The organism is Janthinobacterium woesei (assembly GCF_051380875.1).
Classification (GTDB): Bacteria; Pseudomonadota; Gammaproteobacteria; order Burkholderiales; family Burkholderiaceae_D; genus Janthinobacterium.
Genome location: NZ_JBNYXW010000002.1, coordinates 27,807 through 50,405, shown reverse-complemented (window position 1 = coordinate 50,405; position 22,599 = coordinate 27,807). Strand labels below are relative to the sequence as shown.

The window sequence follows — 22,599 nt, the reverse complement described above, 5'->3', positions numbered from 1 at the left end:
TGCCGGCATCAATCCCGAAACAGGGAGCACCAGGCTTAGCACGACGATCATTCATCAGGAGACAAGCATGACACCCGATTTCAACACCGGCCTCGGCAAAAACAGCGCCAACTACACTGCCCTGACCCCGCTCGACTATATCGCCAGGGCAGCCGCAGTATATGGCAAGCGCCTAGCAATTGCACATGGTACCGTGCGCCAGAGCTGGCAGGAAACCTATGCGCGCACGCGCCGCCTGGCATCCGGCTTGATCAAGCTGGGCGTGGGCACGGGCGACACGGTGGCCGTGATGCTGCCCAATACGCCCGCCATGGTGGAAGCGAGCTTTGGCGTGCCCATGGCGGGCGCCGTCCTGAATGCCTTGAATATCCGCCTCGACCTGGCATCCCTGACCTTCATGCTGCGCCATGGCCAGGCGAAAGTCTTGCTGGCCGACACGGAATTTGCCGAGCTGGCGCGCCAGATGGCGGCGCAGATTCCCGGCTTGCGCGTGATCCAGGTCAATGATGTGCTGGGTCCGGAAGTGGAACCCTTCGCCGAGCTCGACTATGAAAGCTTGCTGGCCAGCGGCGACCCGGACTACGACTGGCAGCCCCCGGCGGACGAATGGGACGCCATCGCCCTCAACTACACTTCGGGCACCACGGGCGATCCGAAAGGGGTCGTCTACCACCACCGCGGCGCGGCCCTGAATGCCCTGTCGAACATATTAGAATGGGACATGCCCAAGCACGCCGTCTACCTGTGGACCTTGCCCATGTTCCACTGCAATGGCTGGTGCTTCCCGTGGACCATCGCCGCGCGCGCGGGCGTCAACGTGTGCCTGCGCAAGTTCGAGCCGAAGCTGGTATTCGACCTGATGCGCGAATTGCGCATCACCCACTATTGCGCCGCGCCCATCGTCCACGCGGCGCTGGCCAATGCGCCCGCCAGTTGGCGCGAGGGAATCGACTGGAGCGTGCGCGGCATGGTGGCTGGCGCGCCGCCGCCGGCAGCCATGGTGGCGAAGATCGAAGCCATGGGCTTTGACTTGATCCACTCGTATGGCTTGACGGAAGTGTATGGCCCGGCCGCCATCTGCGCCGAGCAGGAGGAATGGGCGGCGCTGCCGCAGGAAGAGCGGGCGGTATTAAAATCGCGCCAGGGCGTGCGCTACCACCTGCAAAGCGCTATCGCCGTGCTGGACCCGGAAACCATGCAGCCCGTGGCGGCCGACGGCGAACAGATCGGCGAGATTATGTTCCGGGGCAACATCTGCATGAAAGGCTACCTGAAAAATGAAAAGGCCACGCAGGAAGCGTTCGCCGGCGGCTGGTTCCACACGGGCGACCTGGGTGTGCAATATCCGGACGGCTATATCAAGCTGAAGGACCGCAGCAAGGACATCATCATTTCCGGCGGGGAAAATATTTCCAGCGTGGAAGTCGAAGACGCCCTGTACCACCACCCGCAAGTGCTGGCCGCCGCCGTCATCGCCCAGCCGGACGAGAAATGGGGCGAGACGCCGTGCGCGTTTGTCGAGCTGCGCGAAGGGGCGAGCGTGACGGAAGCGGAACTGATCGCTTTTTGCAAGAACAACCTGGCCGGCTTCAAGGTGCCGAAAGCCATCTACTTCGGCCCCCTGCCCCGCACCTCGACGGGCAAGATCCAGAAGTTCGAACTGCGCAAGCGCATGCAGTCGGACAAGGCCATCGATAACTGAGATCGATGGCGGGGTCAGTCGCGCTTGCCAGCAAGCTAGGCTGGCTGCGCCACCGCCAGGCGCGCAAAGCTGGCAATGCTGGCCACTGCGGCAAACCCGGCTGCCAGGCACAGCGCATACGTGGTGCCACTGGCGGCCGAGACCGTGAAGCAATACGCCACCAGCGCCGCGCCGCTGGCCTGGCCGATCAGGCGCGAGGTGGCGACCACGCCGCTGGCGCCGCCAGCCCGCTCGGGCGGCGCGCTGCCCATGATGGCTTTCAGGTTGGGCGCCTGGAAAAAACCGAAACCAACGCCGCACAGGGCCATGCGCCAGCCGATGTCGAACGCGCTGGGCTGCGCCGGTATGCATATCAAGGTCAGCAAACCGGCAGCGAGCGCCGCCAGGCCGATGCCGCCCAGCACACCAGGCGAATAACGGTCGCTGAGACGGCCGGCGACGGGCGCCATCACGGCCACCAGCACGGCCCATGGCGTCATCAGGAAACCCGTCTCGACGGGCGAACGTCCCAGCGTGACTTCAAAATAAAACGGCAGCGCGACGAACGCCAGCCCTTGCGCGGCAAACGTGCAGATGGCCGTCAGCGAGGACAGCAGGAACAGCGGACGGCGAAACAGGTCGATGGGCAGCATCGGCGCCTGGTGCCCCGCCTGGCGGCGCAGCAGCAAGACAAAGAAAATCACTACCGCCACCAGTTCCACCAGCAAGGTCGGCAGGGCCGCATGATGGGCGGCGTCGCCGAACAGCAGAATCAGCACGCCAAAGGCGCCCACGTTGTACAGCGCCGTGCGCGCGTCGAGTGTATGCCCGGAAAGTTTAGTGGCGGGCAGCATGCGGCTGGCCATGAAGAAGCCGATCACGCCCAGCGGCACATTGATGGCGAACAACCACGGCCACGAGGCCGTCGCCAGTATCAGCGAAGCGGCCGTGGGGCCAATGGCGAACGCCACGGCCACCACCAGCGCATTATTGCCGAAGGCGCGGCCCAGCAAATGCTTGGGGTACACGGCGCGCAACATCGCCGTATTGACGCACATCATGGCGCTGGCGCCGACGCCTTGAAGGAGCCTTGCCACCACCAGCGACGGCAGCGACCACGCCAGCGCGCAAGCCAGCGAAGCCAGGGTAAACAGCAACATTCCGGCGATAAATACGCGGCGGTAGCCGACGATTTCGCCCAGCGCCGAGAAAGGCAGCAGGGTCGCCACCATGGCCAGTTGATACACATTCACGATCCAGACGGATGCGGCCGGCGTCGTGTGCAGCTCGCTGGCGATGGCTGGCAAGGCCGTGTTGGCGATCGCCGTGTCCAGCGAAGCCATGCCCACGCCGATGGCCAGCGACAGCATGGCCCACAACCGCGCATTGGGCGGCAAACCATCCTCGCCCACCAGGACTGGCTTGGCTCTATTTTGCTGCTGGTTCATGCTGGCAGGCCTATTTCTGGCAATCGATCACTTTAAAATCTTTCGAATAGCAGATGCGCAATTCGCCCGACTGTTTTTCATAGCCCAGCCAGCGGCCTTTCAGCTGCGGGTTGTGCTGCTTCATCCACTGGAACAGCGCGTTTTTCGGCATAGTGGTGTCCGGTAACTTCAGGGCGTGGAACAGTTCGCGTTCCTTCTCGAAATATTGCTTTGCAGTATCAAAATCGCATGCGCCATGCTTTTCCCATTCGCCTTGCAGCAAGGCTTCGCCGGGCTGCATGCACATGTAGGGCAGGATTTCCGACGGTGCCAGTTTCGGCAAATTGCCCTTGCAGTAGCGCGGATGCAATTCTGTCTTGCGCGGCGGGGTCACGGAAATATCCTCGCAGCTGGCCGGATTATCCGACTGCGCCCACAAGCCATGCACGATCCAGCCGAAGTGGCTACTCTCGGCGCACTGGAAGGCGGCCTTCTTCGACACTGCGCCACGGCGGCGCTGGCTGTCGCAAAAACCGGGCGACCACGACAGCGCCAGCATGAAGGAATCCGTGGGCACGTTGGTGCTTTGCTTGTAGCAAGTGTTTTTCTCGTCCGACGGCTTGACGTCGTAATCGTAGTAGCTGATATTGCGCGGAATCGCGCACTGGGCGTCGGCTGCCTGGACAACGCCGGCAGACAAACTCAGGAACAAGGCGGCCAGCGCGGGTACGACACGATACATGGGGGTCTCCTTTACAACACGTAAAAACGCCGGCAACACAATGCCGGCGCGATAGCAGTCAATCAATTAACAAGCCAGCTTAGCAAACGGTGTGCATCCAGCCGTGCGTGTCTGGTGCCGTGCCGTGTTGCAAGCCCAGCAGGGCTTCGCGCAGGGCCAGGGTGACGGCGCCATTTTCGTTGTTGTTGATGGTCATGTCAAAACCATTGGCCTTGACCACGCCCACCGGCGTGATGACGGCGGCCGTGCCGCAGGCGAACACTTCGGTCATGCGGCCCGAGGCGATGTCGTCGCGCCATTGCTGGACGGACAATTTACGCTCTTGCGTAGCATAGCCCAGGTCCTTTGCCATTTCCAGCAGGCTGCGGCGGGTAATGCCTGGCAGCAAGGTGCCCGTCAATTCCGGCGTCACCACGGTGATCTTCTCGCCATCCTTGTAGACGAAAAACAGGTTCATGCCGCCCATTTCCTCGATGAATTCGCGGTGCACGGCGTCGAGCCAGACGACCTGGTCGCAGCCCTTTTCCTGCGCTTGCGACTGGGCCATCAGGCTAGCCGCGTAGTTGCCCGCGCACTTGGCTTCACCGGTGCCGCCCGGCGCGGCGCGCACGAAGTCTTCACTGATCCACACGGTGACCGGTTTCACGCCTTGCGGGAAGTAGGCGCCCGCAGGCGAGGCGAACAGCACGAACAGGTATTCTTCCGAAGGACGCACGCCCAGGTAAGGGTCAGTGGCGATCATCAGCGGACGCATGTACAGGCTCTCGCCCGTGTTCTTCGGCACCCAGTTGCGGTCTTGCGAGATGAGCGCATCGCCCGCTTCGAGGAACAGTTCGACGGGAATGGCCGGCATGGCCAGGCGCGCGGCGCTGCGGTTGAAGCGCGCGGCATTTTGTTCCGGACGGAAAGTCTTGATGCTGCCGTCCGGCTGGGCAAACGCCTTGTAGCCTTCAAAGATGGCCTGGCCGTAATGCAGCGACGACGCGGACGGATCCAGCATCAGCGGGCCGTAAGCCTTCAGTTCACCCTGCTGCCACTTGCCGTCGCGGTAAGGAATCACCACCATGTGGTCGGTGAAGATGCGGCCAAAGGCCGGGTTGACCATGCGCGCGGCGCGTTCTGCATCGGACAAAGGGTGGGCGGACGGGGTGACGGCGAGATTCGGTGTGGAAGTGGTCATGGCTGCAGGATACGAGTGAAGAGGTTGCCTATTGTAGCGCCTAATGGGGCAAATGAGGACGTCGATGCTCCCGGCCTTGGGCGTGCGGCAGATGCTGCACCGCAATAAAACCATCTCCAGGCTACGGAAAATGAAAAGCGCCGTTCCATCGCCTGGAACGGCGCCTTGCGCTACATCACACTGGCGAACGTCAGAACTTCATGTTGGCCGTCAGGGTTGCCGAGCGGCCGGGTGCCACGCCAGCGTAGTGCGGCGAGGAAACCTTGTCGAAATACAGCTTGTTCGTCAGGTTCTGTATGTTCAACTGCAAGGTCACGTTGCGGCTGACGACATAGCTGGCCATGGCGTCGAAGCGGGTGTAGCCCGGGGCATACTTGTTGTTGGCCACGTTCGCGTAGACTTTATCGACGTAGTTCACGCCGCCGCCGAGCGTGATGGCTGGCGTCACCAGGTAGGAAGTCCACAGCGACGCGCTGTTTTTCGGCGTGGTGGGGAACTGGTTGCCGTTGTATGGCGACGGTGCGTACTGCGTCACGCCATTGATGACGCCGTTCGTCACATAACCATTGTTTTCCACGATGGCGTTCAAATGCGTGTAGCCGCCGAAGACCGACCATTGCTTCGTGATATTGCCGCTCACGCCCAGTTCGATCCCCTTGACTTGCTTGTCGCCCACGTTTTGCGTGGTGCCGTCCGGTGCCGTCACGCGCGCATTGCTCATGTCGCTCTGGAAGTAGGCGCCGCTCAGGGACAAACGCCCACCCGGCAGCACTTCCCATTTCGTGCCCAGCTCGAAACTCTTGCTTTCCTGTGGTTTCAGGTTCTGGATCGCTGCCGTCAGGCCATCGAAGCCGTCGCCACCGTCATTGCCCGGTGGCGTGGACGACGTGCCGTAGGATACATACACGCTGCTGTTGGTCGATGGCTTGTACACCAGGCCCGCCTGATAGCTGGCAAACGTGGCGTGCACATTGGCGCTGCTGGCGGCAGTGACCTTGCCGTCGAGCGTGTATTGCGGCACGTTCAGCGCGCTCTTGTAGTCATCCCAGCGAATACCCACGTTGAGCAGCCATTGCGGCGTGAACTCGATAGTGTCGAAACCATACACGGAACGCGTGTCGGTGACCACGTTCGTGCGCGCTGGCGATACCGTGCGCGTATAGATCCAGGGATCATTGGCGTTCGGGTTGAGCAAGGGTGCGCAGTTGTAGCCGGTAGCGGCGCCCGAGGTCGGGCAGGCGGTGCCGCCGTTGAGCAGGTTATTCGTGCCCGGCTTGAAGATGTACGCGCTGCGGTCCGTTTCTTCACGGCTCAGTTCCATGCCCACAGTGTAGGTGTTCTTCACGCCGCCAGCCATGAATTCGCCGCCCAGGCTGGTCGCGTTCGCCAGCGCGTCCGTGTCGGTCAGGCGTGTGTTGGCGCGGCGCCAGACGGTGCCGTACAGCATGGTGTTGCCCTTGGAATCATCGGGCTGGGTCCACACATAATCGTTGCTGGTCTTGCCGTAGCGCGTGACGTTGCGCAGGACCAGTTTATTGCCGAAGTCGTGGCGCACGTCGATGGTGCCGATATCGCTCTGCGTGTCACGGAAATCGCGGTTGAGCAGGCCATAGAAGGTTTCGCGCGGCACGTTGACGGGCGTGCCGTTGCCGTTTTTCGACACATTCGCGCCGGACGAGAACGGGTTGTTGAACGGCAAGCCGGTGTCCGGCAGCTCGCTCGACTGCATGTGGTAGTAGCTCAGGGTGGCCTGCGTGTTTGATTTCAGGCCAAACGTGATCGATGGCGCGATGCCCCAGCGGTCGCCATTGATGTAGTCGCGGCCGGCAACGTGGGCGTCGTGCGCCATCACGTTGACGCGCACGGCCACGTCGTCGCTGACGACGCGGTTCGCATCCAACGTGGCGCGGCGGTACTTGGCGCTGCCCAGGCCGACGCTTGCATTCGTGAAATCATCCGCTTTCGGCGTCTTGCTGATCAGGTTGACACCGCCGCCGGCCGACGAGCGTCCACCGTAGGCCGAGTTCGGCCCCTTGACCACTTCGACTTGTTCCAACGCAAAGATTTCACGCGATTGCGAGCCCGTGTCGCGGATGCCATCGATATACGTGTCCGTTTGCGCGTTATAGCCGCGGATGAACAGATTATCGCCCACGGGGTTGCCGCCTTCGCCGGCGCCGATGGTGATGCCCGGCACGGTGCGCAGCGCATCCGTCAGCGAAACGGCGCCCGTTTGCGCAATGATTTCGGCAGGAATCACGGTCACCGATTTTGGTGTATCGAGCAAAGGCGCGGTCAGCTTGTCGTTCGCCGATTTGATCGGCGTCTGGATCAAGCGCTCAGCCGTGACCACCACCTTGACTTCCTGCAACTGTTGCGGCTTGTCGACCGTTTGCGCGTGCAGCGCCAGCGGCATGGCCAGGGTGGCAAAAGCGGCCAGTGCCGTGCCGTGCAGGCGCGGTGTGGACGTCATCTGGTGCTTGCGGCTGCGGATGGTGGCCCCCGCTTTGTCTTTCAATGTCATCGTTATCTTTCAATCTATCGGATGGGAACAAGTTGGCTGGCTATTGCGCACTGGCGCCTGGCTGGCTCGGTGTTGAATGGGACTGCAAAACTGGAACCGCCACGGTGCCGTCATGCGCGGAACCCGGGGCGGGCGAAAGACCGTAGCGTCTCCACAGCGACAGGCTGTGACGCGGCACATGCGCCACCCGCCCCCCTTCCAGGACCGAGGCCGATTGCGTGGCCGTCAGCAATGCCCAGCCATGATGGCTACTGTAGAGGTCGCTAAAAACGTCGGGGGAAGGAGAAATGGTGGACACGGGCAACGAGGAAAAGGACTGCCGAACTTGCCTGCCAAGTGGGTCAGCTTGTATTAAGGTTTCATGATCAAGGTTTCATGATCAAGCAGGCGTGGTCAAAACGCATGACTACGAATGAGAATGATTTTCATTTTTACACAATTTCACTGCGATGTAAATTATCAATTTGTCTTGCGTGGCGGTTTTGCGCCAGACATGCCTACCCAGACAGTATTTGCGAATGATTCTCGTTTGCGATACTATGTCCGCCTTCTCTCTTCCCTGCCCTGCCCTGCCATGACCACCTCTTCCTCCCTGCCCCTGCCGCGCGCCACCGTCGACGAGGCGCCGGACACCCGCCAGTAGCGCCAGCTTGCCGCCGCCCCCGCACTGCGGCGCTGGCACTGACGCTGGAAGCAGGTGTGGTTTCAATTGCACTGGTTCATCGGCATCACGGCCGGCACGGTGCGGGTAATCATCGGTCTGAGCGGCGCCACCCTGGCCTTCAAGGAGGAATTGCTCGATGTGATGAATCCCGGCGTGCGCCATGTCGCCGTGGAAACACGCGCCCCACTGACGCCGGCACAGTTGAGCCGCATCGCAGCAAAGGAACACGGCCAGCGCGTGGCCTCCATCACCATGTATGCGCAGGCGGGCGCTGCGCCGCGCCTGTTCTTCGCGCCAAAAGCGGGCCAGAGGCGCGGTGAATCGCTCTACCTGCACCCGTACACGGGCGCCACCCAGCCGGCGCTGGCCGGTGCCGGCTTTTTCGAGTGGATGGAATCCTTGCACCGCTGGCTGCTGCTGCCGCGCGATCCGGGCCGGCAAGTTGCGGGTGTGCTGGCGCTGTGCCTGCTGGGACTGGCATTGTCTGGCCTGTATTTGCGCTGGCCGCGTCGCCCGCTGGACTGGCGCACCTGGCTGACGTTCGATCCAGCCCTGAAAGGCCGCTCCTTGCTGTGGAATTTGCACGCCGTGGCCGACACCTGGTGCCTGCTTGTCTACGTGGCGCTGACCTTGACGGGCATCTACTGGAGCTATGACGTGGTGCGCGACCATATCGACGCCTGGGCCGGCAAGCCGCCGCGCGTGGCGCAAGTGCCGCCGAAAAAAGGGGGCGCCCAGGAACCGGCACCAGGCGTCGATATCGGCCTGGCCTGGAATGCCTTCCAACAACACGCCGCTGGCTGGACCCAGGCTAGCGCGCGCATGCCGACGCGCCCTGGCGAAGCCGTGCAAGTGACCTGGCTGGCCAGCGATGCGCCGCACGAGCGGGGGCGCAGCCGCATGTCCCTGCTGCCGAGCCACGGCAGCATCACGGAAAACGCACCGCACGGCCAGCAGGCGCTGGGCTCGCGCCTGGTCAACATCATTTATCCGCTGCACATGGGCACGTATTTTGGCTTGCCGGGCCGCATCATCGTCACCTTGGCTAGCCTGGGCTTGCCCCTGTTCGCCATCACGGGCTGGATGCTGTACCTGGGCCGCCGCAAGGCGAAACGCTCTGTGCAGGCGCAGCGCGCCATGCTGGGCGCCAACGCGCCGGGCAAGACGGCCACGGGCTTGCCCACCCCTGGTGGCCTACGCCAGCCAGTCGGGTCAGGCCGAGCGCCTGGCCCTGGAAAGCGCGCGCGCCCTGCAGCAGGCGAGCGTCGCCGTCGACGTGCAGTCGCTGGAGCAGTTTGATCCCGCGCAATTGCGCCAGTATGCACGGGCCCTGATCGTCGCCAGCACCTTTGGCGAAGGCGAGGCGCCGGACGGCACGCGGCGCTTCGCGCGCCTGTTGCAGCAAACGGCAGGCACGCCGCTGGCGGGCCTGGAAGTGGGCATGCTGGCCCTGGGCGACCGCCATTACAGCGAGTTCTGCGGCTTTGGCCATGCACTGGAACGCCAGTTGCGCGCACTGGGCGCGACGCCTTTGTTCCCGCTGATCGAAGTCGACAAGCATGACGTACAAGCGCTGGCCGACTGGTCGCAAGCGCTGGCGCGCTGCAGCGGCAGCGCCATCGACGCCATCGGCGTGCAGGAAACAGCGGCGTATGCCGACTGGCGCCTGACGCGCCGCGTGCTGCTCAACCCGGGCAGCGTCGGCGGCGAACTGTATGAAATCGCCCTGGCCGGCCCGGCAGGCGCAATATGGGAAGCGGGCGCGATCGCTGAAATCATCGCGTGCAATGCCGATGGCACTGACGCGCAACCGGTGCATGCGCCGCGCAGCTACTCGATCGCCTCGCTGCCATCGGATGGGGAGTTGCAGTTGCTGGTGCGCCAGGAGCGCCATGCGGGCGCAAGCAACGAAGGCCGTGGCCTGGCCTCGGGCTGGCTGACGCGCTTCGCGCCGCTGGGCGCCACCATCCGCCTGCGCCTGCAAGCCAATCCTGCCTTCGCGCCAGCCCTGGCGCAGGTGCCCTGCATTTACATCGGCAACGGTTCCGGCCTGGCCGGCCTGCGTTCGCACTTGCGCGCGCGCCAGCAGGCGGGACTGGGCCGCAACTGGCTGCTGTTTGGCGAACGCCAGCAAAGCGTGGACAGCATCTGCGGCGCCGAACTGGAAGGCTGGCTGGCCGATGGCCACCTAGCGCGCCTGGACCGCGTCCTCTCGCGCGATGGCGCTGATGGTGTCCAGCGCGAATACGTGCAGGAGCGCCTGCGCGCCTGCAGCGGCGAACTGCGCGACTGGCTGCAACAGGGCGCCATCGTGTATGTATGCGGCAGCCTGCAGGGCATGGCGGCAGGAATCGATGCTGTGCTGCAAGAAGTGCTGGGCCAGGCGGGACTCGACGCCCTGCTGGCGGCCCGGCGCTACCGGCGCGATGTGTATTGAGCCGCCTGACATGCCGTGGGCAGCCAAACTGGTGCAATGCATCACAGCAATGAGTTGAAGTTAGGACCAAGTGGGCTAAACTGCAAACATGGTAGTAAATATATGAGTACGCGATTGAAGTGACCGGCAGGCGCCGCATCCCCGCGCCGCCACCGGCTCATCAGGAGACGACCATGTTGACGCTCAAAGTGCTGGCCTGCCTTGCCCTGTCGGCCCTGTTGCTGGCCCCCCTCGTGCTGAGGGATGCCATGCAGACGTCAGCCGGCCAGCAAATGCAAGTGCCGAATGTCGATGCGCAAGCCTTGTGGGCTCGCTGGCCCAAGCATTGATACTAATATAATACGCGCGGCTGAGAAACATCGCTGGCTGCGTTGCTTTGACTTGCCGTACTAGCGTACTGTCTGCGTCAAAGACGCCTTGCCAGCAACGTTTTTCAGCGGCACTCGGTAACGGGTTGCACCGTTCAAACCGCTTTCTGGCGGAAAGGGCTTTGTTCGCTGCCCTTTTGCCTTTCCTTCTACTCCCCCTCCCTCTTCACCACACTCTTGATCCAGGTCATGGATTTCCACCTTCGCTGCGCCCACACTGAAACAGCCCGCTTCGCATCGGAACGGGCTTAACGGGGAGGATCGGCATGCACGATTCGCAGTGGAAAGAGGAGATGGCGCTGGGCGTGCCTGCCATCGACGAGGCGCATGAAGCGCTGTTCATGGCGCTGGCGCGGCTGTCGCAATTGGGCGACCACGATTTTAGCGTGGCATTTCGCGACCTGGTCGCGGCGGTCGAGCGCGATTTTCGCGAGGAGGAAGCGTTGATGGAGGACATAGGCTTTCCTTCGCTGGCGAACCACCGCGAACAGCATGCGCGCGTGCTGAGCGGCTTGCACCATGCCTGGGCCGCCGTCGATGAAGGCGACGTGGCGCAGGGACGCCATGCCCTGTCGCTGTTGCCGCAATGGCTGATTTTTCACCAGGCCACCATGGACCTGGCCCTGGCGGCAGCGCTGGAGCTACTGCAGCGCCAGCCCAGCTAAGCTGAGCTTACAGCAGCAAGACCGTGGCTTGCTCGGGCAGGACGACGCGGTAGTGTCCCGGGTATTTATCTTCGCCATCGAAAATCTTGCAAAACACGGCTTGATTGATGTCGTTGACGGCCGGCTCGTTCATGGGCAGGGTGGCGATCAATTGCTCGCCATCCATCAGGTGCAGCGCGCTGCCCGTCTCGGCCGCGCAAAAAGCCAGTGACTGCACCTCGTTGGCGAAGGGCCGCTTGTACCACGGCGTGATGGCCCGCACGGCGCGCCTGGCATCCTTCAAAACCTGGCCGATGCGCGTCACATTCCATGCGTCGCGCGCCACCGAAGGCTGGATGACGATGTTCGCCGTCAATTCTCCTGGTCCCTTGTTGACCAGAAAGCTGCCATCTTGCGCGGCGATATCGTCATTCAGGGGTACGACAAACACCCCGCCCTCCGACACCTTGATGGGTATCGGCGCGCCATTGCCTTGCAGGGCCACGCGCACATCGTCGATGGAAGCGCTGAGCTTGGCGGGGATCAGGCGCAAGGCCATGACCACATTACCGCTCGACACTTGCCACACTTTCCTGGCTGTCAGATAGCTTTCACGGTATGGCGTGAAGCGCACGCGCGGCGGCTTCACATCGCTGTTGGCCGTGATCGTCACCGTTTGCGAGGACTGCAGCTGCGCCTCGGACGCGGGTGCAGGGGCAGCCACGGCGGCCGGTGGCGGCACAGCGTCGGTCGTGGCCGGCACGCGGGTGCTTTGCTGCGGCGCGGGAACAGCCGGCGGCGGCACGTGCTCCTGGGCATGGCCCAGCGAGACGACGCACCACCATCCTGCACAGGCTATCCATGTACGCATGCATTTCTTTCAATGAGGAAAATATTTTATCAGCGCCTGCATTATCGCAGAAGCCCCGCCGGCATGCCGCTGGCACCTGCCTGCCATCGACGCCGATCCTGCCCTCACGCGCGGCGTGTCAAGCGGCCGGTGCGCTGCGCCAGTGCGCGGGCGCCCGCAGGCAGTATCCTTCGAGCAAGGGACCGCCGACTGGCTCCAGCACGGCGGCGGCTACTTGTTCAAACGCAAGCTGGCCGGCAGCCAAATCGCTGGCCACCAGGCGCAGCGCCCCGTCGAGCTGCACCGCGATGGCGGCGTCAAACGCCTGCAGGCGGCGAAACAGGTGCTTGCCGCCGCCGCTCCACTGGCCGGCGGCGCGCAAATGCAGGTCGGACAGCATGGCATACAGCTGGCAGGCCACGGCCAGCGCTTCGCCCGGCTGCCGGCTATCGACCAGGTCTTCCAGCAAGGTGGTGATGGCATAGCGGCGCCGCTGCAAGGCCTCCAACGCCAGCACTGGTGGCCCGGCTGCGTCAATGGCTTGCGCCAGCGCAAGCAACTGCGCGTACGCTGGAGTGGGCGCGACGATGTTTTCCCCTTCCAGCAGCATACGCGCCAGCGGCGCCGTGCCGCCGGGTGCGTCTATTTCACGGCAGAAATAAGTGAACGTGGCCAAGTCATGCGCGAACAATTCCACCGTGCGCCCTTCGGCGACGATGGTGGAACGCCAGGCGCAGTCGATATGGTCGAACAGCAGCAGCAAGTCGATATCGGAACTGGCCGTCTGGCGGCCGCTGGCAAACGAGCCGCCGATGATGGCCGCCACGGCCGTGGGATAGCGTTCCTGTACCAGCCGCACGGCAATCGCGCGGATGGCTGCGTAGGTGTGGATGGTCTTCAACGCCGATTCTCCATGCCAAAAAACTCTATCCTACGCGCAATGTGCAGCGCACTGCCATACCCCGCGCCATCCTGCTAAACTGGCGCTATCGAATTTGCCACGGCAGTCGCCACGGCGGCGCGTACAAGGAATAACCATGGAAACCGTTTGTATGGTAGTGCCCTCGCCCGTGGGCGAGCTGACCCTGGTGGCGCGCGGCGCGGCCCTGGCCGCCATCCTGTGGGAAAACGACAAGCCGAACCGCGTGCGCCTGGGCGAGATGCGCGTCGATGACGGCTGCGCCGTGCTGCAAGACACTGCAAAACAGCTGGCTGAGTATTTCGCCGGCACGCGTCAGCAATTCGACCTACCACTCGATTTTGCCGGCACCGCCTTCCAGCAGGAAGTCTGGCGGGCGCTGCTGACGATACCGTACGGCCAGACGCGCAGCTATGGCGAGATCGCGCGCCAGATCAAACGCCCCGCCGCCGTGCGCGCCGTAGGCGCGGCGAACGGCAAGAATCCCATCTCCATCATCGCCCCCTGCCACCGGGTCATCGGCGCCACGGGCGAGCTGACGGGCTTTGCGGGCGGCCTGCATGCCAAGGAAACCTTGCTGGCATTGGAAGGCATCGCCCTGTCCAGCGACCGCGAAGCCCTCAAGACGGGCCACGCCAGGCGCCGCGCCGTGCATATTGATACGGCGCAAGGCTGCCTTTTCTAATCGGCTGGATTCATTGGCTGTATTGATCACTTCTGGATGGCCGCGCCATCCCATCAAGCACACACATCACACAATATGCCCTACCTGTCCATCCTGCTGTTTGCTTTACTGTATTTACTGACGACCTTCTTTTTCCATATTCCCGTCCTCGTCGCCCTCGCCTATGGCGTGCTGAGCCTGGGCTGTTTCGTCGCCTATGCAATCGACAAGTCGGCAGCCAAAGAGGGCCGCTGGCGCACCTCGGAACGCACCTTGCTGCTGCTGGGACTGCTCTGCGGCTGGCCCGGCGCCGTGCTGGCGCAGCAATGGCTGCGCCACAAGTCCAGCAAGCGCTCGTTCCAGGTCCAGTTCTGGATCAGCGTTGCCCTCAATATCGCAGCCTTCGTGTATTTCAGCGTGCATTACTCGGCGCCCGATATCGGCACGCAAGTCGCGCCCATCGAACTGTAACAAGCAAGAGGCCAAGGCCGCGCCCGGCCAATCACTCGCCCAGCAAGCGCAGCGACTCCAGCCAATCCGCCTTCCACTCGCGCAGCAAGGGCTGGGTGGCAAACGCCTTCTTCAGGTGCGCCATCGGCACGCGGTGCACGTCGTGCAGGCCGAATGCCAGCGTGACAGGATGCCACAAATGGCTGTTCTTGCCGCCGCGCGAATTCTTGCGCACGCGGGCGCCATCGTCGCCAAAGATACCCACGCCAGCAGCCATGCCCTGCTCCAGGTCCACCTTGCCCACGCCGGCAAAGGCGATCAGTATCTGTTCGCGGCCCAAACCCTTCAAGGCGCTGGGCAGGACGAATGGCAGCTTTTCAGCGTCGGACTCGGACTCGCCAGGCTGGGGATGCTGCAACTCCTTGAGCAAGCGCAACAAGTCGCGCTCCTGGAAATGCAAGCCAGCGCTGGGCACGCGCAAGCCGGGCGCCTTCAGTTCGATGGCGATATTGCCTGAATCGCGCGTAAAACGCAGCCATACGTCATCAGGGCCGGCGCCGACGCCCGCGGCCAGGTGCTGCTTGTCGCCGATGAACACGATGGGCGCCGCATAGCGCGTGACGCCGTCATGGAACAGCTCGACCCACTCGACACTGTAATCGAGCCAGACGTAGGGCAAGCCGCCCTGCTCCAGCAGGCGCGCCAGGCTCCACGGCGTGCCTGTCTGTTCAGCCAGCCATGCACAGGCTTCGGTGACGGTGGCGCGGTATGGCAAAGTGAGGGAGGTCATGGCGGTTCCGTCGATAAAAGTGGAGCGCAGTGTAGCAGACCCTGCCATTGCCGCCGCACTTGCCTCCCCTCAGCCGGCGCATCGGGCGCACTATTTTTGCGCGATGTGCTAGGCTGGAATCATCAGAGCGCACCATGGCCAGCCCGGCCATGCGGCGCACCACTGCGAGGAAACCGCCATGCATTCCAGCACCAACGCCGCCACCACGCCTGCCCCACCCCCTGAGCGCGATTCGCCCACGCCGGCCAACGAAAGCCATGCCGAGGAAATCCTCGATGAAGCGCTGAAAGAAAGCTTTCCTGCCAGCGACCCGATCGCCGTAACCGTCCCGAAACCATCGAACAAGGCACCGGCCTGACGCTACGACCACCTCGACAGCAGATCAGCCACTCCTGCGGTGGCTTTTTTGTGCCTGAATGGTTCCTGATCTGAATCCAAACGGCCCGCCCGTGCGTACATGGCTATACCAGCACCAAGCCAAACCGCCACGTGGAAGGCAATGCCATGCAGCATTACAGCAAAAAGACAGACTCCATGGAGCAGCGCCTGTATCTTGCCCAGCGTATCGACCAGGCCGATGCGCGCTTGCAACAATTACACTGTGCTGCGGCGCGCCAGCGCTGCGCGCAATGGATCACGGCATGGGCTGTGGCGGCGGGCGCCGAAGCGCCACGCGGCATGACGCTGCGCATCCGGGGCGAATTCATTTTACTTTGACAAAGTAAAATGCCCCGCCCGGCGCATGAGCGCGGGGCGGGGCCAGCCAAGCCAAGCCAGCACGCGACTAGTCAGGCGTGTCGCGGTACTTTTCAGGCGTCGTGTCGCCATCGGCTATTTCGTACCACATCGCGTTGAGCACGGCGAACGTCGCCGCCAGCGGAAGGCCCAGTATCCAGGCGAAATACCACATAGTTATTTCCTTTCGTAAGCTTAGTAAGCGTGACCGCTGTCGTCCTCGATGGCCTTGCCGTCAACCTTACCCCACAGCACTTTATATACCCAGGTCGTGTATGCCACGATGAGGGGAATGAAGACGGCCGTGACGACCAGCATGATGAACAGGGTCAAATGGCTGGATGAGGAATCCCACACCGTCAGGCTGGCACGCGGGTCGATCGACGATGGCAAGATGAAGGGGAACATGGCCGCGCCCACGCTGAGGATGATGCCGGCGATGCCGGCCGCGCTGGCCAGCAAGGCAGGCACTTCGCGGCGCGCGCGCAGGAGGGCGAACGCCAGCAAGGGGCCCAGCAAGCCCAGCGCAGGCGCGATCCAGGTCCACGGATGGGCGGCAAAATTGAGGAACCAGGCGCCCACATGCACCTCCGCCGTTTTCAGCATGGGGTTCGACGGGCCATCGACGACGACGGCGCTGCTGATGCGGTAGCCATCGACCCACAGCCACAGGGCCACGCCGGCGGCCGCATACAGCGCCACGGTGGCGAGCGCCGCCACGCTGCCGTAGCGGCGCGAACGTTCGGCGACAAAGCCGTCCGTTTTCACTTGCAGCCAGGTGGCGCCGTGCATCACCAGCATGGCCACCGAGACCAGGCCGCACAGCAGCGCAAACGGGTTGAGCAGCGCAAAGAAGCTGCCATCATAGAAGATATGCATATCTGGCGAGAAACGGAATGGCACGCCTTGCAGCACGTTGCCGATGGCCACGCCGAAAATCAGGGCCGGCACGAAGCCACATACGAACAGGGCCGCATCCCAGCGCGCGCGCCAGCGGGGATCTTCGCGCTTGCTGCGAAATTTGAACGCCACGGGACGCACGATCAGGGCCACCAGGATGACGAACATGGCCAGGTAAAAGCCCGAAAACGAGACGGCGTACAACTGCGGCCAGGCGGCAAAGATGGCGCCGCCGCCGAGTATCAGCCACACCTGGTTGCCTTCCCAGACCGGACCGATGCTGTTGATGATGACGCGCCGTTCGAGGTCCGTCTTGCCGGCGAACGGCAGCAAGATGCCAGTACCCAGGTCGAAGCCATCGGTGATGGCGAAGCCCACCAGCAGCACGCCGATCAGCAGCCACCAGATCAGGCGCAGTGTTTCATAAGAAATCATTTCATGCAAAATCATGCTCAGGCCCTCCTTAGGCGCGTTGCGTACGTGTGGCTGCGGCCGCTGGCACGGGTGCCGGCGCCGTCTCTTCCGGACCCTTGCGGATCGCCTTGAGCATCAGCTTCATTTCGATAATCAACAGCACGGTGTAGATGGCGGCAAAGCCGGCGATGGTGATGAGCAAAGTTGCCGCGCCCAGGTTCGAGACGGCCACCGCCGTTGGCAGCACGCCCTCGATGACCCACGGCTGGCGGCCCACTTCGGCCACGATCCAGCCCGCTTCGGCAGCCACCCACGGCAACGGGATGGCAAACACGGCCAGCCTCAAAAGCCAGCGGTGCTTGTCCAGGGTGCGGCGCGTCGACAGCACGAAGAAAGTGCCAGTGAGCAAGATAAAGAACATGCCCAGGCCAACCATCACGCGAAACGACCAGAACAATGGCGCCACGGGCGGCACGGTATCGAGCGCGGCCTTGCGGATTTGCTCGGGCGTCGCCTGGCGCGGATCGTCCACATAGCGCTTGAGCAGCAAGGCATAGCCCATGGACTGGCCCTTCGACTCGAAGATATCTTTTGCGTCCTGCGGAATCGGGCCGCCCGGCGGTACGCTGCGGATGGTTTGCAGCGCGTCATACGCCTTGATGCCGTCGCGTATCAGCAGCTCGCCACGCTCGACCAGCTGCTCGATGCCGGGGATTTCCGTCGTCAGCGAACGCGTGCCGATCAAACCCATGACCATCGGAATGTGCACCGCGTAATGCGTTTCGCGCGCTTCCTGGTCGGGGAAACCGAAGGCCGTGAAGGCGGCCGGGGCCGGCTCAGTGGTCCACATGGCTTCAATTGCCGCCAGTTTCATCTTTTGATGTTCGGACGACAAATAACCGCTTTCATCGCCCAGCACCACCACCGACAGCGAAGCGGCCAGGCCGAACGCGGCGGCCACCGTCATCGAGCGCTTGGCCAGCTGCACGTGGCGGCCCTTGAGCAAGTACCAGGCGGAAACACCGAGCACGAAGATGGCGGCCACCGTGTAGCCGGCCGACACCGTGTGCACGAACTTCGCCTGGGCAACCGGATTGGTCAGCACGGCGCCGAAATCGGTCACTTCCATGCGCATGGTCTGCGCATTGAAGGCCGCGCCGACGGGATTTTGCATCCAGCCATTGGCGATCAATATCCACAGGGCCGAGAAGTTCGAGCCGATAGCCACCAGCCAGGTGGTGGCCAGGTGGCCCCGCTTCGACAATTTGTCCCAGCCGAAGAAGAACAGGCCGACGAAGGTCGCTTCCAGGAAAAAAGCCATGAGGCCTTCGATGGCCAGCGGCGCGCCGAAAATGTCGCCCACATAATGGCTGTAGTAGCTCCAGTTCATACCGAACTGGAATTCCATGACGATGCCCGTCGCCACGCCCATGGCGAAGTTGATGCCGAACAAGACACCCCAGAACTTGGTCATGTCGCGCCAGATGATGCGGCCCGTCATCACGTAGACAGTCTCCATGATGGCGAGGATCACCGACAGGCCGATCGTCAGAGGAACGAATAGAAAGTGGTAGAGGGCTGTCAGCGCGAACTGCAGTCTGGATAAAGCGACAATATCGAAGTCCATATGATTTCCTTGGTATTTCCCTGCTGTAATTGTAAACTTGATATCAACATGATGCTGTTTCGTTTGGCACGCTTGTTGTAACGTTGTCAGGACGCGCCGCCAGCGTCTGCGCTTTCCTTGTCAATCGCCGCGCAAACCGGCCAGCGCCGCCTCGAAGGCGCGCGTGCCCCGGCGCAGGTCGCCCACGATGCGTCCGTCGCGGATGCTCAGCAAGCGGTCCGCCAGCGCCGCTTCGCGCCGCAAATGGGTTGCGATCAGCAAACTGCGCCCCTCGCAACGCGCGCGCAGGCGCTGCAAGACGTCCATCGCCGCCTGTGCATTGAGCGCCTCGGTCGCCTCGTCGAGCAGCCATACAGTCGATTCGTGCAAGAACAGACGCGCCAGCGCCAGGCGCCGCGCCTGCCCGCCGGACAAGCCCAGGCCACCTTCGCCCAGCAGCGTATCGAGGCCGCCCGTCAAGGCCCGCACCTCGTCGTCCAGGCCGGCCGCGTGCAGCGCCTCCCACAGGCGCGCATCGTCGGCGGTGGGGTCGGCCAGGCGCAGGTTGTCGCGCAAGCTGTCCTGGAACAATTCGGTGCGCTGGGTAAACAAACAGGCGCGCGGCGCATGCACGCTGCCCGCCAGCGGCGCCAGCTCGCGCGCGGCGATGGCCAGCAAGGTGGACTTGCCCGCGCCGCTGGGGCCGATCAAGGCCACGCGTTCGCCCTGCCCGATGTGCAGGGAAATATCATGCAAAACGGCAATATGACTGCCCGCATGCGCGGCGCTGACGTGCTCCAGGCGCAAGCCGGGCGCTGTATCAACGGACGGCGGCGCCAGTTCCTTGCCATCGAGGCGCGGCGCCAGGCGGCGCAGCGCCAGCAGCATGCGCCCCGCTTCGAGCGCGCCACGGCGCAGGCCGGCAAATGGTTCGACGGCCGTCAGCGCGATCAAGAGGGCCAGCACCGCCAGCGGCACGTTCATCGCCTGCTGCTGCACCAGCGCGGCCACGGCCAGCAGCACGCCGGCCAGGGTCACGCTGCCAGCCACGCCATACGCGGCGCCGGCGGTCGTCTCCAGGCGCTGCAAGGCGACATCGGCTTGCGCCAGGGAAACGTCAATGCGCGCCAGCGCCGCGCACTGGGCGTCGATGCGGCCCGCCATCACCAGGTCGGTCTGGCCCGCCACCAGGTCGATGGTGCTTGAACGCAATTTTTCGATGCCGCGCGAGCGCACGATGGCAGGCCGGCGCGCGCGGCGCGCGACGACCCAGCTGATGCCGCCACCGGCTGCCAGCAGCCAGATTGCCAGGCCGAGACCCAGTTGCCACTGCATGACGCCGAGCGCCACGCCAGCCAGCAGGGCCGCGCACACGGCCGTGAAGGCAGGCACCAGCAGGCGCAAATACAGCGCTTCGAGCGCGTCGATATCGGCCGTCAATCGGAACAGCAGCCTGGCGGGCTGGCGCAGCAAGCGGCTTGCCGCCTCGGGACGCGACCAGCCGCGAAACAGCTGCACGCGGATACTCGCCAGCGCGGCAAACGTGGCGTCATGCGTGACCAGCCGCTCCGCGTAGCGCGAACCCGTGCGGCCGATGGCCAGCAGGCGGATGCCGGCCGACGGGCCGAACACGTCGAACAGCATGGCCGTCGAGGCATGCAAGCCGGCAATCGAGGTGGCAGTGATGAACCAGCCGGACAAGCCCAGCAAGGCCATGCCGGCCACCACCGTCAGGGCCGCCAGCGCGGCGCCTGCGATCAGCTTGCCGGGCTGGGCCAGTAGCAATTGCCGCAAGACCGGATTCAATGTGGATGAATTTTTCATGCGCGCCGCCCCTGCTCCTGAGCCTGTGCCTGGGCATCGACGCGCACCGTGCGCTGCAGCCGGCTGGCCAGCACGGGGTCATGCGTGGCCACCAGCATGGTCTTGCCCTTGGCCAGGGCCAGCAAGGCGTCCGTCACGCGCGCCGCCGTTTCACTGTCGAGGTGGGCCGTCGGTTCATCGACCAGCAGCAGATCGGCATGCGGATGCAGGGCCACGCGGGCCAGCGCCAGGCGCACGGCTTCGCCGCCCGACAAGCCCTGGCCGCCGTCGCTGAGCATGACGGCCGGTTGCGCCTGCGCCACGCTGGCCAGGTCGGCCAGGTGCAGCGCCTGCGTGACTTCTTGCGCGACTTGCGCGGCGCTGGCGCCAGCGCCGACACGTCCGAGCGTGACATTCTGGCTGACCGAGGCGGCAAATACGTGGGGCCGCTGACCCATCCAAGCCATGCGCTGGCGCAAGGTATTCACACTGCTATCGTTCAGGCGGACGCCGCCGATGCGTATCTCGCCGCCGCTGGCGGGCAGCAAGCCGGCCAGCAGGGACAGCAAGGTAGTCTTGCCGGCGCCGCTGGCGCCCAGCAGGGCCACGTGTTCGCCGGGCCGCACGTTCAAGTCGAATTGCGCGAACACGGGCGCTTCGCCGGGATGGGCAAAGCGCAGTTGATGGATCTCAACGGCGGGCGGCGCCACCTGGGCGATGGCGGCAGCAGAGACAGCAGCAGAAACCACATCGGCGCCGGGCAATGGCACGCCATCCTTGGCCAGGTCGTGCATGCCGGCCAAGCCCGCTTCGCCGGCCGCCTTGTCATGCCAGACGGCGGCCAGTTCGCGCAACGGCTCGAAAAACGCGGGCGCCAATAACAGGATGAACAAGCCCTGCCCAAGGCTCAGTTGCCTGCCCCAGGTGCCAAAATTGATGCTGCCCAGCAAGGAAAATCCGATGAAGGCGGCCACCATGGCCACGCCCAGCGCGGAAAACAGTTCCAGCACGGCGGACGATAAAAAGGCGATGCGCAGCACCAGCATCGTGCGCCTGCGCACCGATTGCGACGACGCTGCCAGCCGTTCGGCGGTGGCATCGACGGCGCCCAGCGCGCGCAAGGTGGCCAGGCCGCGCAGGCGGTCCAGCAAAAAGGCGTTCATGCTGCCCATTTCCACCATCTGCGCGCGGCTGGCCGCCTGCGCACCGATGCCCACCAGGGCCATGAAGACGGGAATCAGGGGCGCGGCGATGAGCAGGATCAGGGTGGCGATCCACGACAGGGGCGTCACCACGGCGAGGATCACGAGCGGGACGAGCATCACTTTCCAGCGCGCGGGCCGGTAGCGCACCAGGTAGGGCACGATCGCTTCGGCCTGTTCGGCCATGACGCTGGCCGCCTGCCCCGACTGGGCGCGCTGGCGGTCCAGTGGCGAGCGGCGCGCCAGGGCTTGCGCCACATGGGCGCGCAAGGTCGACAGGTGTTCACGCGCGGCCATGTACATGCGCCTCGCGCCCCACGCTTCGCCCCAGGCGCGCAGCACGCCCAGCAGCAGCACCCCGGATGCCGGCACCAGCGCCGCGCGCCAGAGCGCGCCGTCGAGCATGGCTTGCACGGCCCAGGCCAGCAAAGCCGCTTGTGGCAGCCACAGCAAGGCGGCGCCCCCTTGCACCAAGCTGGCAAGACGGGGAAGGACAAAGCGTGGCAAAGATAGTGGCGTGGTCGGCATTTTTACACTTCTTGAGTTTTCAGAATTTTCTGTAAATTCGATATTTTGTATAATACTGCGAAACTTGATAT

General features: G+C 63.8%; 21 protein-coding genes. 9 read left to right on the top strand and 12 right to left on the bottom strand.

What is annotated here, in order from left to right:
* Nucleotides 1-67 precede the first annotated feature (67 nt).
* Entirely contained in the window at nucleotides 68-1,702 is a 1,635-nt protein-coding gene (locus ACQ4W6_RS02015) for an acyl-CoA synthetase (RefSeq protein ID WP_436565511.1), read from the top strand.
* A 35-nt stretch (nucleotides 1,703-1,737) separates the two neighbouring features.
* On the opposite strand, the gene ACQ4W6_RS02010 is transcribed toward ACQ4W6_RS02015, so the two are convergent.
* The 4 genes from ACQ4W6_RS02010 to ACQ4W6_RS01995 all read right to left on the bottom strand — a co-directional run bounded on the left by ACQ4W6_RS02010 (nucleotide 1,738) and on the right by ACQ4W6_RS01995 (nucleotide 7,554).
* Nucleotides 1,738-3,129 (bottom strand): MFS transporter, encoded by a 1,392-nt coding sequence (locus tag ACQ4W6_RS02010; RefSeq protein WP_436565510.1) that lies wholly within the window; start codon nucleotides 3,127-3,129, stop codon nucleotides 1,738-1,740.
* Between the two features lie 10 nt (nucleotides 3,130-3,139).
* Nucleotides 3,140-3,850: a ribonuclease T2 family protein gene (locus tag ACQ4W6_RS02005; RefSeq protein WP_436565509.1), complete on the bottom strand. Its 711-nt coding sequence runs from the start codon at nucleotides 3,848-3,850 to the stop codon at nucleotides 3,140-3,142.
* A 79-nt stretch (nucleotides 3,851-3,929) separates the two neighbouring features.
* On the bottom strand, nucleotides 3,930-5,030 hold the full coding sequence (locus tag ACQ4W6_RS02000; RefSeq protein ID WP_436565508.1) for a branched-chain amino acid aminotransferase: 1,101 nt from the start codon (nucleotides 5,028-5,030) through the stop codon (nucleotides 3,930-3,932).
* Between the two features lie 190 nt (nucleotides 5,031-5,220).
* Complete coding sequence (locus ACQ4W6_RS01995; RefSeq protein WP_436565507.1) at nucleotides 5,221-7,554, bottom strand: TonB-dependent receptor; 2,334 nt, start codon at nucleotides 7,552-7,554, stop codon at nucleotides 5,221-5,223.
* A 697-nt stretch (nucleotides 7,555-8,251) separates the two neighbouring features.
* Between ACQ4W6_RS01995 and ACQ4W6_RS01990 the strand changes: the two genes are divergently transcribed.
* The 4 genes from ACQ4W6_RS01990 (at nucleotide 8,252) to ACQ4W6_RS01975 (ending at nucleotide 11,688) form a co-directional block, all read left to right on the top strand.
* Nucleotides 8,252-9,517 (top strand): PepSY-associated TM helix domain-containing protein, encoded by a 1,266-nt coding sequence (locus ACQ4W6_RS01990; protein WP_436565506.1) that lies wholly within the window; start codon nucleotides 8,252-8,254, stop codon nucleotides 9,515-9,517.
* Complete coding sequence (locus tag ACQ4W6_RS01985; protein WP_436565505.1) at nucleotides 9,408-10,655, top strand: sulfite reductase subunit alpha; 1,248 nt, start codon at nucleotides 9,408-9,410, stop codon at nucleotides 10,653-10,655. The genes ACQ4W6_RS01990 and ACQ4W6_RS01985 overlap by 110 nt, the downstream gene beginning before the upstream one ends.
* Before the next feature lie 173 nt (nucleotides 10,656-10,828).
* Nucleotides 10,829-10,984 carry a hypothetical protein gene (locus tag ACQ4W6_RS01980; protein WP_161784137.1) on the top strand — a complete coding sequence of 52 codons (156 nt, stop codon included), beginning with the start codon at nucleotides 10,829-10,831 and terminating at the stop codon, nucleotides 10,982-10,984.
* A gap of 305 nt (nucleotides 10,985-11,289) precedes the next feature.
* Nucleotides 11,290-11,688 (top strand): bacteriohemerythrin, encoded by a 399-nt coding sequence (locus ACQ4W6_RS01975; RefSeq protein WP_436565504.1) that lies wholly within the window; start codon nucleotides 11,290-11,292, stop codon nucleotides 11,686-11,688.
* 7 nt (nucleotides 11,689-11,695) lie between these two features.
* Here the strand turns inward: ACQ4W6_RS01975 and ACQ4W6_RS01970 are convergent, their stop codons facing one another.
* Together ACQ4W6_RS01970 and ACQ4W6_RS01965 are read right to left on the bottom strand one after the other, a co-directional pair.
* Nucleotides 11,696-12,538: a hypothetical protein gene (locus ACQ4W6_RS01970; protein ID WP_436565503.1), complete on the bottom strand. Its 843-nt coding sequence runs from the start codon at nucleotides 12,536-12,538 to the stop codon at nucleotides 11,696-11,698.
* A gap of 118 nt (nucleotides 12,539-12,656) precedes the next feature.
* Nucleotides 12,657-13,418 (bottom strand): nucleotidyltransferase domain-containing protein, encoded by a 762-nt coding sequence (locus tag ACQ4W6_RS01965; protein ID WP_436565502.1) that lies wholly within the window; start codon nucleotides 13,416-13,418, stop codon nucleotides 12,657-12,659.
* 136 nt (nucleotides 13,419-13,554) lie between these two features.
* Between ACQ4W6_RS01965 and ACQ4W6_RS01960 the strand changes: the two genes are divergently transcribed.
* The gene (locus tag ACQ4W6_RS01960) at nucleotides 13,555-14,121 is read left to right on the top strand and encodes a methylated-DNA--[protein]-cysteine S-methyltransferase (protein ID WP_436565501.1); all 567 of its coding nucleotides are present in this window, start codon (nucleotides 13,555-13,557) and stop codon (nucleotides 14,119-14,121) included.
* A gap of 75 nt (nucleotides 14,122-14,196) precedes the next feature.
* Entirely contained in the window at nucleotides 14,197-14,571 is a 375-nt protein-coding gene (locus tag ACQ4W6_RS01955; protein WP_436565500.1) for a DUF1294 domain-containing protein, read from the top strand.
* Nucleotides 14,572-14,602: 31 nt separating this feature from the next.
* Here the strand turns inward: ACQ4W6_RS01955 and ACQ4W6_RS01950 are convergent, their stop codons facing one another.
* Nucleotides 14,603-15,340 (bottom strand): hypothetical protein, encoded by a 738-nt coding sequence (locus tag ACQ4W6_RS01950; RefSeq protein ID WP_436565499.1) that lies wholly within the window; start codon nucleotides 15,338-15,340, stop codon nucleotides 14,603-14,605.
* 178 nt (nucleotides 15,341-15,518) lie between these two features.
* Here ACQ4W6_RS01950 and ACQ4W6_RS01945 point away from each other — a divergent pair, with 178 nt between their 5' ends.
* The gene (locus ACQ4W6_RS01945; RefSeq protein WP_436565498.1) at nucleotides 15,519-15,698 is read left to right on the top strand and encodes a hypothetical protein; all 180 of its coding nucleotides are present in this window, start codon (nucleotides 15,519-15,521) and stop codon (nucleotides 15,696-15,698) included.
* Nucleotides 15,699-15,844: 146 nt separating this feature from the next.
* Nucleotides 15,845-16,057 carry a hypothetical protein gene (locus ACQ4W6_RS01940; RefSeq protein ID WP_436565497.1) on the top strand — a complete coding sequence of 71 codons (213 nt, stop codon included), beginning with the start codon at nucleotides 15,845-15,847 and terminating at the stop codon, nucleotides 16,055-16,057.
* Nucleotides 16,058-16,124: 67 nt separating this feature from the next.
* Here the strand turns inward: ACQ4W6_RS01940 and cydX are convergent, their stop codons facing one another.
* From cydX to cydD, 5 genes are all read right to left on the bottom strand, one after another.
* On the bottom strand, nucleotides 16,125-16,250 hold the full coding sequence (gene cydX, locus ACQ4W6_RS01935; RefSeq protein WP_436565496.1) for a cytochrome bd-I oxidase subunit CydX: 126 nt from the start codon (nucleotides 16,248-16,250) through the stop codon (nucleotides 16,125-16,127).
* 20 nt (nucleotides 16,251-16,270) lie between these two features.
* The gene (gene cydB, locus ACQ4W6_RS01930) at nucleotides 16,271-17,425 is read right to left on the bottom strand and encodes a cytochrome d ubiquinol oxidase subunit II (protein ID WP_436565495.1); all 1,155 of its coding nucleotides are present in this window, start codon (nucleotides 17,423-17,425) and stop codon (nucleotides 16,271-16,273) included.
* A 13-nt stretch (nucleotides 17,426-17,438) separates the two neighbouring features.
* Nucleotides 17,439-19,016, bottom strand: coding sequence for a cytochrome ubiquinol oxidase subunit I (locus tag ACQ4W6_RS01925; protein ID WP_436565494.1), 1,578 nt, complete (start codon nucleotides 19,014-19,016; stop codon nucleotides 17,439-17,441).
* A gap of 120 nt (nucleotides 19,017-19,136) precedes the next feature.
* Nucleotides 19,137-20,819, bottom strand: coding sequence for an amino acid ABC transporter ATP-binding/permease protein (locus ACQ4W6_RS01920; protein WP_436565493.1), 1,683 nt, complete (start codon nucleotides 20,817-20,819; stop codon nucleotides 19,137-19,139).
* Nucleotides 20,816-22,528: a thiol reductant ABC exporter subunit CydD gene (gene cydD / locus ACQ4W6_RS01915; protein WP_436565492.1), complete on the bottom strand. Its 1,713-nt coding sequence runs from the start codon at nucleotides 22,526-22,528 to the stop codon at nucleotides 20,816-20,818. The genes ACQ4W6_RS01920 and cydD overlap by 4 nt, the downstream gene beginning before the upstream one ends.
* Nucleotides 22,529-22,599: the final 71 nt, after the last annotated feature.

Excerpts from the sequence above, each read along its gene's own strand:
- ACQ4W6_RS02015 (WP_436565511.1), top strand. The coding sequence starts at position 68 with ATGACACCCGATTTCAACACCGGCCTCGGCAAAAACAGCGCCAACTAC.
- ACQ4W6_RS02010 (WP_436565510.1), bottom strand. The coding sequence starts at position 3,129 with ATGAACCAGCAGCAAAATAGAGCCAAGCCAGTCCTGGTGGGCGAGGAT.
- ACQ4W6_RS02005 (WP_436565509.1), bottom strand. The coding sequence starts at position 3,850 with ATGTATCGTGTCGTACCCGCGCTGGCCGCCTTGTTCCTGAGTTTGTCT.
- ACQ4W6_RS02000 (WP_436565508.1), bottom strand. The coding sequence starts at position 5,030 with ATGACCACTTCCACACCGAATCTCGCCGTCACCCCGTCCGCCCACCCT.
- ACQ4W6_RS01995 (WP_436565507.1), bottom strand. The coding sequence starts at position 7,554 with ATGACATTGAAAGACAAAGCGGGGGCCACCATCCGCAGCCGCAAGCAC.
- ACQ4W6_RS01980 (WP_161784137.1), top strand. The coding sequence starts at position 10,829 with ATGTTGACGCTCAAAGTGCTGGCCTGCCTTGCCCTGTCGGCCCTGTTG.
- ACQ4W6_RS01975 (WP_436565504.1), top strand. The coding sequence starts at position 11,290 with ATGCACGATTCGCAGTGGAAAGAGGAGATGGCGCTGGGCGTGCCTGCC.
- ACQ4W6_RS01970 (WP_436565503.1), bottom strand. The coding sequence starts at position 12,538 with ATGCGTACATGGATAGCCTGTGCAGGATGGTGGTGCGTCGTCTCGCTG.
- ACQ4W6_RS01960 (WP_436565501.1), top strand. The coding sequence starts at position 13,555 with ATGGAAACCGTTTGTATGGTAGTGCCCTCGCCCGTGGGCGAGCTGACC.
- ACQ4W6_RS01955 (WP_436565500.1), top strand. The coding sequence starts at position 14,197 with ATGCCCTACCTGTCCATCCTGCTGTTTGCTTTACTGTATTTACTGACG.
- ACQ4W6_RS01950 (WP_436565499.1), bottom strand. The coding sequence starts at position 15,340 with ATGACCTCCCTCACTTTGCCATACCGCGCCACCGTCACCGAAGCCTGT.
- ACQ4W6_RS01945 (WP_436565498.1), top strand. The coding sequence starts at position 15,519 with ATGCATTCCAGCACCAACGCCGCCACCACGCCTGCCCCACCCCCTGAG.
- ACQ4W6_RS01940 (WP_436565497.1), top strand. The coding sequence starts at position 15,845 with ATGCAGCATTACAGCAAAAAGACAGACTCCATGGAGCAGCGCCTGTAT.
- cydX (WP_436565496.1), bottom strand. The coding sequence starts at position 16,250 with ATGTGGTATTTCGCCTGGATACTGGGCCTTCCGCTGGCGGCGACGTTC.
- cydB (WP_436565495.1), bottom strand. The coding sequence starts at position 17,425 with ATGATTTTGCATGAAATGATTTCTTATGAAACACTGCGCCTGATCTGG.
- ACQ4W6_RS01925 (WP_436565494.1), bottom strand. The coding sequence starts at position 19,016 with ATGGACTTCGATATTGTCGCTTTATCCAGACTGCAGTTCGCGCTGACA.
- ACQ4W6_RS01920 (WP_436565493.1), bottom strand. The coding sequence starts at position 20,819 with ATGAAAAATTCATCCACATTGAATCCGGTCTTGCGGCAATTGCTACTG.
- cydD (WP_436565492.1), bottom strand. The coding sequence starts at position 22,528 with ATGCCGACCACGCCACTATCTTTGCCACGCTTTGTCCTTCCCCGTCTT.